At 64.3% G+C, this 12448-nt stretch carries 10 protein-coding genes and 1 tRNA gene; 3 read left to right on the forward strand and 8 right to left on the reverse strand.

Annotation, left to right across the window (positions count from 1 at the left end):
• Positions 1-21: 21 nt before the first annotated feature.
• Positions 22-606: a hypothetical protein gene (locus tag GGQ64_RS15325; protein ID WP_183805825.1), complete on the forward strand. Its 585-nt coding sequence runs from the start codon at positions 22-24 to the stop codon at positions 604-606.
• A gap of 105 nt (positions 607-711) precedes the next feature.
• A complete protein-coding gene (locus tag GGQ64_RS15330; RefSeq protein WP_183805827.1) occupies positions 712-873 on the forward strand; it encodes a hypothetical protein in 162 nt (53 codons plus the stop codon).
• Between the two features lie 119 nt (positions 874-992).
• On the opposite strand, the gene GGQ64_RS15335 is transcribed toward GGQ64_RS15330, so the two are convergent.
• A tRNA-Leu gene (locus GGQ64_RS15335) sits at positions 993-1077 on the reverse strand.
• 78 nt (positions 1078-1155) lie between these two features.
• A complete protein-coding gene (gene dnaE, locus GGQ64_RS15340; protein ID WP_183805829.1) occupies positions 1156-4656 on the reverse strand; it encodes a DNA polymerase III subunit alpha in 3501 nt (1166 codons plus the stop codon).
• 392 nt (positions 4657-5048) lie between these two features.
• On the opposite strand from dnaE, the gene GGQ64_RS15345 reads away from it, so the two are divergent.
• Positions 5049-5633, forward strand: a complete 585-nt coding sequence (locus GGQ64_RS15345) for a hypothetical protein (protein ID WP_183805831.1) — start codon at positions 5049-5051, stop codon at positions 5631-5633.
• A 69-nt stretch (positions 5634-5702) separates the two neighbouring features.
• Here GGQ64_RS15345 and GGQ64_RS15350 read toward each other — a convergent pair whose 3' ends face one another.
• The 6 genes from GGQ64_RS15350 to GGQ64_RS15375 form a co-directional block, all read right to left on the reverse strand.
• A complete protein-coding gene (locus tag GGQ64_RS15350; protein ID WP_183805833.1) occupies positions 5703-6386 on the reverse strand; it encodes an ABC transporter ATP-binding protein in 684 nt (227 codons plus the stop codon).
• A 9-nt stretch (positions 6387-6395) separates the two neighbouring features.
• Positions 6396-7703 carry a lipoprotein-releasing ABC transporter permease subunit gene (locus GGQ64_RS15355; protein WP_183805835.1) on the reverse strand — a complete coding sequence of 436 codons (1308 nt, stop codon included), beginning with the start codon at positions 7701-7703 and terminating at the stop codon, positions 6396-6398.
• A gap of 208 nt (positions 7704-7911) precedes the next feature.
• Entirely contained in the window at positions 7912-9240 is a 1329-nt protein-coding gene (gene proS, locus GGQ64_RS15360) for a proline--tRNA ligase (protein ID WP_183805837.1), read from the reverse strand.
• A 601-nt stretch (positions 9241-9841) separates the two neighbouring features.
• Complete coding sequence (locus tag GGQ64_RS15365; protein WP_183805839.1) at positions 9842-10111, reverse strand: DUF1467 family protein; 270 nt, start codon at positions 10109-10111, stop codon at positions 9842-9844.
• A 183-nt stretch (positions 10112-10294) separates the two neighbouring features.
• On the reverse strand, positions 10295-10699 hold the full coding sequence (mce, locus tag GGQ64_RS15370; protein WP_183806391.1) for a methylmalonyl-CoA epimerase: 405 nt from the start codon (positions 10697-10699) through the stop codon (positions 10295-10297).
• A gap of 77 nt (positions 10700-10776) precedes the next feature.
• Positions 10777-12444, reverse strand: a complete 1668-nt coding sequence (locus tag GGQ64_RS15375) for a ribonuclease J (protein ID WP_183805841.1) — start codon at positions 12442-12444, stop codon at positions 10777-10779.
• Positions 12445-12448 lie beyond the last annotated feature (4 nt).

Here is a 12448-nt window from a genome sequence, read left to right on the forward strand (position 1 = left end):
GAGGGAGGAAGAATGCCCGCAATGCCACCTTTTTCCGCATCGATGCTTGCCGCCGCCTTCAGCCTCCTCTCCCTGCCGGCAGCGGCCGGCCCGCTGGTCGACGCCGCCACGAGGGCCGAGCAGATGGCGACGTCCGGCAACCCCGTCGGCGCGCATGACGCGATACGCGAAGCCTACGGCGCCTTCTCGTCGGGCCTGCCGTTCTCGATCGGCAAGGTCACCTTCGTCACCGACCTGCCGGAGGGCTACGGCATGTACACGCCGCGCCCGAACGCCGTCTACAAGACCGGCGAGCCGCTGATATCCTATGTCGAGCCGGTCGGGCTTTCCTGGCGGCCGATCGACGGCGGCAAGGTGGAGGCGCAGTTCACCGTCGACCTGGAACTCCTGAACGACAAGGGCGACACGCTGGCCGAGAAGAAGGCCTTCGGCTCGTTCACCTATCGCGGCTTCATGCGCAACCAGGAGATCTTCGCAAAGCTCACGCTCACGCTCAGCGCCGAAGGCCCGCCACAGGGCGACTACGTCGTCCGCTACCGCTTCCGCGACGCCATCAGCGGCGCCGTCGCACTGTCGGACCAGAAGTTCTCGATTTCGCCGCAGTGAAAGGGGGCGAGTCCGGGGCCTCGAGCCGCCGATCGTTCGGGCGCAAGCTGGACACGATCTATCCGAAGGAGGACAATCGGTGCCTCTTGTTGGAGGAGTAGGAACATGTCGAGAATTGACAAACCGACTGCCCCTGAAAAGAAGAGTGCCGACACAGAAACGCAAGAGCGCGCATCGGACAAGAAGGCCGACGAGAAGGCTCAAGCGTCGCCCCGCGAGAACGACGGCGGCACGCTGCAAGCGGGCAAGATCATCGGCAACGGTTAGGCGATGCTGCCGCACCGTCGATAGGCCGACACCGATCCGGTATCAGCCACCGTAGTACATCCCCGTAAACGTCTCCGCCGGGAAGCGTGGCGCTTAATTGTTGCCCTGAACCCTCAATCTGGTGCGGACGACGGGGGTCGAACCCGTACGGATCACTCCGAGGGATTTTAAGTCCCTTGCGTCTACCAGTTTCGCCACGTCCGCCTGTCATCGTCGGTAGCCGACGGGGCGGGTGCGATCAAGGGGCTGTCGCAGTTTTGCGCATATTGCCGCCAGCCGCCGTCACACCATCTCGACGTCGATGACGCCCGGGGCGGAGCGCAGGGCGGCGGCGATCTCGGGCGAGATGCGGTAGCGTTCGCCGAGTTCCACCTCGATTTCGCGCTCGCCATTGTCCTTGATGACGATGAAGGAGACGAGGCCGTCGCCCCTGGCGTTCAGGTGGGCGGCGATGGAGCGCAAGGGGCCAGAGTCGCGGACGAAGACGCGCAGCGCCTTCTGCTGCTGCAGCGCCTCCTCCTCCAGCGAGCGCAGGGTCTGGATCCTCAGCCCGATGCCTTCCGGGCGCTCCTCCGCCTGCACCGTCATCACCAGCGACTTTCCCGGCTCCAGCAGGTCGCGATACTGGTGCAGCATCTCGGAGAACAGCACCGCCTCGAACTGGCCGGACGCATCGGAGAAGGCGACGATGCCCATCTTGTTGCCGGTGCGGGTCTTGCGCTCCTGCTTGGACGTGACCGTGCCGGCCAGACGGCCGGCGGTCGCCCCCTGCTTCACGGCGACGGCGAAATCGGCGAAATTCTGCACGCGCATCTTGGCAAGCATGGCGTTGTAGGTGTCGAGCGGGTGGGCGGAGAGATAGAAGCCGAGCACCTGGAACTCCCGGTGCAGCTTCTCAGACGCCAGCCACGGCGCGTAGGACGGGAACGAGATCACCTCCGGCCCGGTCGCAGCCCCCGCCCCGAACATGTCGCTCTGGCCGCTGGTCTTGTTCTCCTGCGCGCGCTGGGCAAAGCCGAGTAGCCGGTCGAGGCCGGCGATGAGGGCGGCACGGTCGTGGCCGAAGCACTCGAACGCACCGGCGCAGATCAGGCTTTCGAAGGTGCGGCGGTTGACGAGCTTCGGATCGATCCTGAGGCAGAAATCCTCCAGGCTCTCGAACGGCCGGTCGCCGCGCACCTCGACGATATGGTGGACCGCAGCCTCGCCGACGCCCTTGATGGCGGCGAGCGCGTAGTAGATCTTCTTCTCACCGGTCTCGAAATGGGCAAAGGAGGTCTGGATCGACGGCGGAACGACGGTGATGCCGAGCCGGCCGGCATCCTGGCGGAAGTCGTTCAGCTTGTCGGTGTTGGCCATGTCGTAGGTCATCGACGCGGCGAGGAACTCGACCGGGTAATGCGCCTTCAGATAGGCCGTCTGGTAGGAGACGATCGCATAGGCGGCTGCATGCGACTTGTTGAAGCCGTAGTTGGCGAACTTGGCGAGCAGTTCGAAGATGTTCTTCGCCTGCGGTTTGGAGACCCCGTTCTTGACGGCGCCATCGACAAAGCGCTCGCTCTGCTGGTCCATCTCGGCCTTGATCTTCTTGCCCATGGCGCGGCGCAGAAGGTCGGCTTCCCCGAGCGAGTATCCGGACAGGACCTGGGCGATCTGCATCACCTGTTCCTGGTAGACGATGACGCCCTGCGTTTCCTTCAGCAGGTAGTCGATGGAGGGATGGACCGATTCGATCTCCTCCTCGCCGTGCTTGCGGGCGTTGTAGGTCGGGATGTTTTCCATCGGACCCGGACGGTAGAGGGCGACGAGGGCGATGATGTCCTCGATGCAGTCGGGCCGCATGCCGATCAGCGCCTTGCGCATGCCGGCACTTTCCACCTGGAACACGCCCACCGTCTCGCCGCGCGAGAGCATCTCGTAGGTAAGTTGGTCGTCGAGCGGCAGGCTTTCGAGCGCAACCTCGATGTCGCGCTTGCGGATGAAGTCGACCGCGGTCTTCAGCACCGTCAGCGTCTTCAGGCCGAGGAAGTCGAACTTCACCAGCCCCGCCTGCTCGACCCATTTCATGTTGAACTGGGTCACCGGCATGTCGGAACGCGGATCGCGGTACATCGGTACCAGCTGCGACAGCGGCCGGTCGCCGATCACGATGCCGGCGGCATGCGTCGAAGCGTGGCGGTAGAGGCCCTCGATCTTCTGGGCGATGTCAAGCAACCGGCCGACGACCGGCTCCTTCTCCGCCTCCTCCAAAAGCTTCGGCTCCTCTTCGATCGCCTTGGACAAAGGCGTCGGATTGGCCGGGTTGTTCGGCACCAGCTTGCAGATCTTGTCGACCTGGCCGTAGGGCATCTCCAGGACGCGGCCGACGTCGCGCAGTGCGGCGCGCGCCTGCAGCGAACCGAAGGTGATGATCTGCGCCACCTGCTCGCGGCCGTACTTGCGCTGGACGTAGCGGATCACCTCTTCGCGGCGATCCTGGCAGAAGTCGATGTCGAAGTCCGGCATCGACACGCGTTCGGGATTGAGGAAGCGCTCGAACAGCAGCGAGAAGCGCAGCGGATCGACGTCGGTGATCGTCAGCGCATAGGCGACGAGCGAACCCGCGCCCGATCCGCGCCCCGGACCGACCGGGATGTTCTGCTGCTTGGCCCACTTGATGAAGTCGGCGACGATCAGGAAGTAGCCCGGAAACTTCATCCGCTCGATGACGCCCAGCTCGAAATCCAGCCGTTCGCGATAGTCCTGTTCGCTGTAGCCCGGCGACAGACCGAGTGCTGCCATGCGCCCTTCGAGCCCTTCCACCGCCTGGCGGCGCAATTCCGCCGTCTCCGCGCGCTCTGCCTCCTCCGCGTCGTCGGTGGCGCCGGTGAAGCGCGGCAGGATCGGCGCGCGCGTGTTCAGGACGAAGGAGCAGCGCCTGGCAATCTCGACGGTGTTTTCCAGCGCTTCCGGCAGATCGGCGAAAAGGGCGGCCATGGCCGAGCGGCTCTTCAGGTAGTGGTCGGGCGAAAGTCGGAAACGGTTGTCGTCCGACACCATCGCATTGTGGGCGACCGCCATCAGGGCGTCATGCGCCTCGTAGTCGTCCGGCGTCGGAAAGAACGGCTCGTTCGTCGCCACCAGCGGAAGGTCGTGCCGGTAGGCCAGCTCGACCATCCGCCGCTCGTGCTTGCGGTCGTAGTCGGCATGCCGCTGCAGCTCGACATAGAGACGGTCGCCGAACAGCCGTTTCAGTTCCAGAAGCCGTGCCTCTGCGACAGCCGGCTGGCCCGCAGCCAACGCCATGTCGACCGGACCGGTAGAGGCGCCGGTCAAGGCGATCAGTCCGTCCGTCCCCTCCTCCAGCCACGAGCGCATGAGGTGCACCGAATGGCCGCTGCCCTCGCCGCCGAGATAGGCGCGGCTGACAAGAGCCATCAGGCGGGCATAGCCCGCGTCGGTCGCGACGAGGACGACGATCGACGGCAGCTTGGCAAGCGCCTGCGACGGACCGCGGCGCTCGCCCTCGCCCTCGTCTTCCATGTCGATCGACAGCTGGCAGCCGATCAGCGGCTGGATGCCGTCCGAGACGGCCTTCTGCGAAAACTCGAGCGCGGCAAACAGGTTGTTGGTATCGGTGATGGCAATCGCCGGCTGGCTGTCGGAGACGGCCTTGCCGAGGATCTTCTTGATCGGCAGCGCGCCTTCCAGCAGCGAATAGGCGGAGTGGACGCGCAGATGGACGAACTGGACGCCGTCTCCCGCCGAATGTCCGCCCGTCGTGCCCGCAATCGTCTGCGCCATCTTTGCCACTCCATGTCAGAGGGGCAAGGATAAGCGGATTCGGGCCGCGGAAGTCCAGTCAAACATTTCTACCGCAGCCCTTATCCCCGCACATGGGTGTGCGGCCGTTGCGGATGCGGGGGCGATCGGCCAGAGTGATCGTTGGCGTCACACGCCGAGGGCGAGGACGGACAGGCTCGCGACGAACATGGCAATGGAGGTAAAGGCGGCGAGTTCACGCATGAAATCGGTCATTTGACGTCTCCAATCTGTTTATGTTTTTAGTTTGTTCTATTTTTGTTCTGTCGTCAACCCCGGTTTTCGCAAGGGCTGTTCAGGCGCGCGGCAAGCCGGAACGCTGGACTGGGACGGCGGCTTTTCCTATTCTCGGACACGGAAACAGGGGATCGTGCATGACGAAGACCGCACTGCCGCTCGCGCTTGCCGTCCTGCTGCCGGCGGCGGCGGCATTGGCAGATGACTTCCCAGCCGACAGGATCACAGCGGCGGCTGTCGGAGACTGGGACAGGAACGGCGCGCAGGATCTGGCCGTGATCGCAAGCCCGCCCGAGGGCAGCGACGACGACAACGGCGTCTACATCTATCTAACCGAGGGCGGCCTGTCGCGGCTGTCGCTGAAGGTGTCGGCGCCGAACAGGATCTGGGGAAGCACCACGGTCTACGGGCAGGAGGCGGGCGTCGCCGCCCTGGCGAACGGCTCGATCGAACTCACCTCGCGAAACAGCACCATCGGCCGGGACCGCTGGGAGCAGCGGGTGACCATCGCCTACCGCAGTTCCCAATTCGTCGTCGCAGGCTACACCTATTCCGGCCACGATACGCTCGATCCGAACCATACCGAAAGCTGCGACCTGAACGTGCTCACCGGCAAGGGGACCGCGAACGGCAAACCGGTCGCGACCAAGGGCGCGCAGGTCACGTTCGAGGCGTGGCGCGACGAGATGGGGCAGAAGGCCTGCCGGATGAAGCAGGAGTAGCCGCCTGCCGGTCTGGCAGGCGGGCCGATTCGGCTGGACCAGATTGCAAACAGCCGCGGCTGCGGCTCATCACATTTCGCGGACCTTGCCGTCCTCGATGGTCACGCGGCGGTCCATCAGCGAGGCGATCTGGTGATTGTGCGTGGCGATCAGCGCCGCCAGTCCCGACTGGCGCACCAGCGCCTGAAGCGCCTCGAACACATAGCCGGCCGTCTCGGGGTCGAGATTGCCGGTCGGCTCGTCGGCCAGAAGCAGCAGCGGCGCATTGGCGACCGCGCGTGCGATCGCCACCCGCTGCTGTTCGCCGCCGGATAGCTCCGACGGGCGATGGTCGCCGCGGTGGCCGATGCGCATGTAGTCGAGCAACTGCTTGGCCCGTTCGCTGGCCTCCGGCTTGGAGAGACCGGCGATCAGCTGCGGCATCATGATGTTCTCCAGCGCCGAAAACTCCGGCAGGAGATGATGGAACTGGTAGACGAAGCCGATCTCGTTGCGGCGGATGGCCGTGCGCTCCTCGTCGCCGAGCCTGGCGCAGGAGTGGCCGTTGACGACGACATCGCCGGCATCGGGCCGCTCCAGCAGGCCGGCGACATGCAGGAGCGTCGACTTGCCGGTGCCCGAGGGCGCCACGAGTGCCACGATCTCGCCGCTGCGCAGGGTGAAGTCGGCCCCCTTCAGGATCGACAGCACCGTCTCGCCCTGGCCGTATTGGCGATCGACGCCGGTCAACTTGAGTGCCACACGCGCGTTCATCGGTCAGTCCTATTCATACCGCAGGGCCTGCACGGGATCGAGCTTGGAGGCGCGCCATGCGGGGAAGATCGTGGCCAGGAAGGACAGCGCTAGCGCCATGAGGACGATCGACAGCGTCTCGCCGAAATTCATGTCCGCGGGAAGCTGGCTGAGGAAATAGAGTTCCGGATCGAACAGGGTCTGGCCGGAAAGCCAGGAGAAGAACTGGCGGATCGATTCGACGTTGAGGCAGACGACGACCCCGAGCAGGACGCCGGCGATCGTCCCGACCGTTCCGATCGCAGCCCCGGTCATGAAGAAGATGCGCATGATCGAGCCGGACGTGGCCCCCATGGTGCGCAGGATGGCGATGTCGCTGCCCTTGTCCTTCACCAGCATGATCAGCCCGGAGATGATGTTCAGCGCCGCGACCAGGACGATCAGCGTCAGGATCATGAACATCACGTTGCGCTCGACCTCGAGCGCGGAGAAGAAGGTGCGGTTTCGCTGGCGCCAGTCGGTGATGTAGATCTGCCGTTTGGCGGCGGCCTCGAGCGGCTGGCGCAGGGCATCGACGGCGTCGGGGTTGTCGACGAAGAGCTCGATCGACTGCACCAGGCCCTCGGCATTGAAATAGAGCTGGGCTTCCTCCAGCGGCATGTAGATGATCGTGGCGTCGTATTCCGACATGCCGATCTCGAAGACCGCGGACACGGTGTAGCTCTTGACGCGCGGATTGACGCCCAGCGGGGTCACGTCGCCCTCGGGCGCCACCAGCGTGATCTGGTCACCGGCGGAAATGCCGAGTTGCTCGGCCATGCGCGCGCCGATCGCAAGGCCGCTGCCGGCGGCAAAGCCGACCATATCGCCGGCCTTGATGTGGTCGGAGACGGTCTTGAGCCTGGTGAAGTCGTCGGCGCGGATGCCGCGGACGAGCGCCCCGGTTCCCGCACCGCCCGCACCCGAGGCCAGCGTCTGGCCCTCCACCAGCGGGATCGCCAGCTTGACGCCCGGCACCTTCGAGAACCGCTCGGCCAGATCCGCATAATTGTCGAACGGCCCGTCGATCGGCTGGACGATCATGTGACCGTTGATGCCGAGGATGCGCGAGATCAGTTCGGTGCGGAAACCGTTCATCACCGCCATGACGATGATCAGCGTCGCGACGCCCAGCATGATGCCGATGAAGGAGAAGCCGGCAATGACCGAGATGAACGCTTCCTTGCGCCGCGAGCGGAGGTAGCGCCATGCGACCATGCGTTCGAAGCCGGAAAACGCTCGGCTTGCGGGCGCCGCCTTCGCCTCGACCACGGTGCCCTCGCCCGTCGCTTCCGCCATGATACCTCCGGTCCTGTCGCCGCCGAAGCCCGCGCCCGGCGGACACGATTCGGCAGCATCTCGATTCTGCGCACAATGCTACTGCATAATCGCCGAAACCGGAATCGATTTGCAGCTAAAATTATGCAGTGGAATTAGGGCGTTACGGTGATGGCGGAATGTTGATTCCGCCCCACTGCGCGCTTGCCCGGTCCCGGCCCGCGCGACCTCAGCCGGCGGACGTCAGGCGCGCGATCGCAGCGTCGATCGTCAGCGTCTCGCGCTCGCCGGTCTTGCGGTCCTTGACCTCGACCTCGCCGGCTGCGACCGAACGCGGTCCGACGACGACCTGGAACGGCGCACCGATAAGATCCGCTGTGGCGAACTTCGTGCCGGCCCGCTCGTCCTTGTCGTCGAGAAGCACGTCGACGCCCGCCTTGATCAGTGCGCTATAGATGTTCTCGCTCGCCGCGTCGCAGGCCGCGTCGCCCGCCTTCATGTTGATCACCACCACTTCGAACGGAGCAACCGCCTTCGGCCAGATGATGCCGTTCTCGTCATGAGAGGCCTCGATGATGGCCGGCACGAGCCGGGTCGGGCCGATGCCATAGGAGCCCATGTGGACGGTATGCTCCTTGCCGTCCGGTCCCTGGACCTTGGCGCCCATCGCCTCAGAATATTTCGTGCCGAAATAGAAGATGTGGCCGACCTCGATGCCGCGCGCGGACAGGCGCTCGCCCTCGGGGATCGCGTCGAATGCGGCCTCGTCGTGCATTTCGGAGGTGGCGGCATAGCGCGACGTCCACTTGTCGAAGATCGCCTTCAGGCCGGCGACGTCGTCGAAATTCGTATCCTCGCCCGGAATGTCGAAGCCGAGGAAATCCTTGTGGCAGTACACTTCGGATTCGCCGGTGTCGGCCAGGATGATGAACTCGTGGCTGAGGTTGCCGCCGATCGGGCCGGTGTCGGCGCGCATGGGGATCGCGCGAAGTCCCAGCCGCGTGAAGGTGCGAAGGTACGCTGCGAACATGCGGTTATAGGCGTGCTCCGCGCCCTCGCGGTTCAGGTCGAAGGAATAGGCATCCTTCATCAGGAACTCGCGCGAACGCATGGTGCCGAAGCGCGGACGGATCTCGTCGCGGAACTTCAGCTGGATATGGTAGAGGTTCAGCGGCAGGTCCTTGTAGGACTTGACGTAGGACCGGAAGACGTCGGTGATCATCTCCTCGTTGGTCGGGCCATAGAGCATGGCGCGGTCCTGGCGGTCCTTGATGCGCAGCATCTCCTTGCCATAGGCGTCATAGCGCCCGCTCTCCTGCCAGAGCTCGGCCGACTGCAGGGTCGGCATCAGGAGTTCCACTGCGCCGGAACGGCTCTGTTCTTCGCGGATGATGGCGTTGACCTTGTCCAGCACGCGCTTGCCAAGCGGCAGCCAGGTATAAATGCCGGCCGACTGCTGCTTGATCATCCCCGCCCGAAGCATCAGGCGATGCGAGACGATTTCCGCCTCCTTGGGATTTTCCTTGAGGATGGGCATGAAGAAGCGGGAGAGACGCATGGCGGGTTCCAAATAGACAGGTTTTCGCCTAGCTGTGGATTCGGGCGAAAAGACGTTGATTTCGAAGCGTTCATAGACGCTTCACGGCCGGAAGTGAACCCGCCGCCGTCCAGCCGTCCATCGAAATCGCGCCGCAGGGACGCATCGCCTGCCGTCGGCAATGGGGGCGCTCAATAGCGACAAATGCCGACCCAAAGTCAACGGAAAAATTTTCTTCAAGTGTAACAAATATGCAAAAAACCAGATGACAACGCCCAACCTTTGAGCTAGTTTCAGGCCACAAAACAGGCAAGAAGTACAAATTCTTGCCAATTTCGCGGTCAAGTCTTGGGAGGATCAGATCTTGGCGCGCCTAGCCGCTGCCACCGGAAACGGGCAAAGATCACGCGATACTTTAAAAACAAGGCTTTCAGCCTTGTTTTTTTTTGCCTTTTGTATCCGCCAGCCTTCCGATACAGTATTTGTATGACAAATACACGACAGTCCGATGCGACAAACGCGCACACGGTTGCACGGTCCCGCGAAGCCATTGGGCTGTCCGATCGCCGCGCGCCAAAATGAACGATACCGTTCACATTGGTTTTTCGCAAGGACGAATGCTTCAGTCGAAATCGGGATAGAATTGCGGGATGGCATCCAGCCCGTAGCCGAATTTCACCGACAGCACATACCAGGCGGCATGGATGACGGCTGCTACGAGGGTGGTGATGAGAAGGACCCGCCCGGCCCGGTAGCGCGCGGGCGCGCTCTCGACGCTGCCGGGAACGACCTCGTTTTCCTCTGCCTGGGTGCGCAGGCCGAACGGCAGCACGGCAAAGAGCGTGACCCACCAGATGATGAAATAGACGGCGAAGAGCGAAAACAGCGGCATGTCCGATACCCGATGGCGCCACGGCCCTGGACCGTCGCGCAGAAAACTGTGATGGCAGCGCGCCGGCCGCGGCCGATGCGGCCGGGATCCGATGCGTGACGGCTCCCTTTGCGGCGTGACTGCCGCCATGGCCTTTTACCCCCATGGCCGCGGCAATTCAAATCCGCCGGCTGTGGCCTGCGGTCACACTTCTTCCAGTTCGATCAGCGTGCCGAAGAAATCCTTCGGGTGCAGAAAGAGCACCGGCTTGCCGTGCGCCCCGGTCTTCGGGGTGCCGTCGCCCAGCACCCGCGCGCCGCCGGCGACCAAACGGTCGCGGGCGGAAAGGATGTCGTCCACCTCGTAGCAGATATGGTGCATGCCGCCGGAGGGCGACTTCTCCAGAAAGGCTGCGATCGGCGATCCCTCGCCCAGCGGCTCGAGCAGTTCGACCTTGGTGTTGGGCAGTTCGACGAAGACGACGGTGACGCCGTGCTCCGGCAGCGCCTGCGGCGGGCTGACACGGGCGCCGAGCACGTCGCGATAGGACGCCGTCGCCGCCGCCAGGTTTGGCACGGCGATGGCAATGTGGTTGACCCGTCCCAGCATTCCCGCCTCCTTCTCCTGCATGTCCCTGCCTATCCTTTGGCCGTCCGTCCGCCGTCGCGCTGGCCCGATGGCCGCCGTCAGACCTTCGTGACGAAAACGGTGACGACCGGCTTCTTGCCCCAGACCTCGTTCGCCATGGAGCGCACCGCGCGGCGCACCGCCTCGCGGATGGTGCCGAGGTCCTTGCGCCGTGCGCGCGGAATGCTTTCGACGGCACCCAGCACAGCATCATAGAGCGTGTCGCCCATATCCTCGCCCTCGTCGTCGAATTGCGGCAGGCCGTAGGGAACGACGTCGGGATCGCCGCGGAAGTCGTAGCGCGCGTCGAGCACGATGTTGACCGCCACGTGGCCGACGAAGGAAAGCTTGCGGCGGTCGCCGATGCCCATTTCCTCGAAGTCGCCGATCAGGTTGCCGTCCTTGAAGATGCGGCCGAAATGGACTTCGTCGATGATCGCCGGCGTGCCCGGCGCGAGCCGCAGCATCTTGCCGTCGCGCACGCGCGGCACGACGGGGATGCCCGACTGCTCGGCAAGCTCGGCATGGGCGACCAGATGCGCCGCCTCGCCATGCACCGGCACGACCATTTGCGGCCGGGTCCAGGCATACATCTGCTGCAACTCGCTGCGGCGCGGATGTCCGGACACATGGACCAGCGCCTCGCTGTCGGTGATCACGTGGATGCCCTGGTCGACCAGGCCGTTCTTGATGTCGTTGATCGCCTTCTCGTTGCCGGGAATGGCACGCGAGGAGAAGATGATGGTGTCGCCGGCGGTAAAGGCGACGTTGCGCATCTCGTCGCGGGCGATCTTGGCGAGTGCGGCGCGCGGCTCGCCCTGGCTGCCGGTCAGGATGACGACGACCTTGTCGCGCGGGATGTAGCCGAACTCGTCCTCGTCGATGAAGGGCCTGATGCCCTCCATCAGGCCGATGTCGCGCGCGACCGCCGTCACTCGCTTCATCGAGCTGCCGAGCAGCAGCACCTCGCGGCCGGCGGTTTCGGCAGCCTTCGCGATCGAGCGGATACGGCCGACATTCGACGAGAACGTGGTGATGCCGACGCGACCCTCGGCGCTCTCGATAATCTTGGCGAGGCTTTCGGTCACCTCCTCCTCGGACGGTGACACGCCGTCGCGCAGCGCGTTGGTGCTGTCGCAGATCAGCGCGAGAACGCCTTCGTCGCCAAGCTTGCGGAAGCGGGCCTCGTCCGTCAGCGGACCGAGCGAGGGGTGAAGGTCGATCTTCCAGTCGCCGGTGTGGATGACGGTGCCGAGCGGCGTCTTGATCGCCAGCGACATCGGCTCGGGAATGGAGTGGTTGACGCCGATGCCCTCGATCTCGAAGGGACCGACATTGATCCGGTCGCCCTGCTTGAAGATCGTCACCGGGATCTCGGTGCGGCTGCGCTCGTAGTCGCGCTTGGCCTCGAGCATGCCGGCGGTGAAGGGCGACGCATAGACGGGCACGTTCAGGCCCGGCCACAGGTCGTTCAGGGCGCCGTAATGATCCTCGTGGGCATGGGTGATGATGATGCCCTTGAGGTTCTTCCTTTCCTCGGCGAGGAAGCGGATGTCGGGCAGCACGAGGTCCACGCCCGGCAGGTCGGGGCCAGGGAACGTCACGCCGCAATCGACCATGATCCATTTGCGGTTACCGGGTGTGCCGTAGCCATAGAGTGCGAGATTCATGCCGATCTCGCCAACCCCGCCAAGGGGCAGGAACACCAGGTCTTCTTGGTTTGCCATATTC

The sequence above is a fragment of the Mycoplana azooxidifex genome (assembly GCF_014196765.1).
Lineage (GTDB): Bacteria > Pseudomonadota > Alphaproteobacteria > Rhizobiales > Rhizobiaceae > Mycoplana > Mycoplana azooxidifex.

Bases quoted from the DNA above. Each gene is read 5' to 3' on its own strand.
- GGQ64_RS15365 (WP_183805839.1), bottom strand. From the start codon at position 10,111: ATGCCGCTGTTTTCGCTCTTCGCCGTCTATTTCATCATCTGGTGGGTC.
- proS (WP_183805837.1), bottom strand. From the start codon at position 9,240: ATGCGTCTCTCCCGCTTCTTCATGCCCATCCTCAAGGAAAATCCCAAG.
- dnaE (WP_183805829.1), bottom strand. From the start codon at position 4,656: ATGGCGCAGACGATTGCGGGCACGACGGGCGGACATTCGGCGGGAGAC.
- GGQ64_RS15350 (WP_183805833.1), bottom strand. From the start codon at position 6,386: ATGAACGCGCGTGTGGCACTCAAGTTGACCGGCGTCGATCGCCAATAC.
- mce (WP_183806391.1), bottom strand. From the start codon at position 10,699: ATGCTGGGACGGGTCAACCACATTGCCATCGCCGTGCCAAACCTGGCG.
- GGQ64_RS15355 (WP_183805835.1), bottom strand. From the start codon at position 7,703: ATGGCGGAAGCGACGGGCGAGGGCACCGTGGTCGAGGCGAAGGCGGCG.
- GGQ64_RS15330 (WP_183805827.1), top strand. From the start codon at position 712: ATGTCGAGAATTGACAAACCGACTGCCCCTGAAAAGAAGAGTGCCGAC.
- GGQ64_RS15345 (WP_183805831.1), top strand. From the start codon at position 5,049: ATGACGAAGACCGCACTGCCGCTCGCGCTTGCCGTCCTGCTGCCGGCG.
- GGQ64_RS15325 (WP_183805825.1), top strand. From the start codon at position 22: ATGCCACCTTTTTCCGCATCGATGCTTGCCGCCGCCTTCAGCCTCCTC.
- GGQ64_RS15375 (WP_183805841.1), bottom strand. From the start codon at position 12,444: ATGGCAAACCAAGAAGACCTGGTGTTCCTGCCCCTTGGCGGGGTTGGC.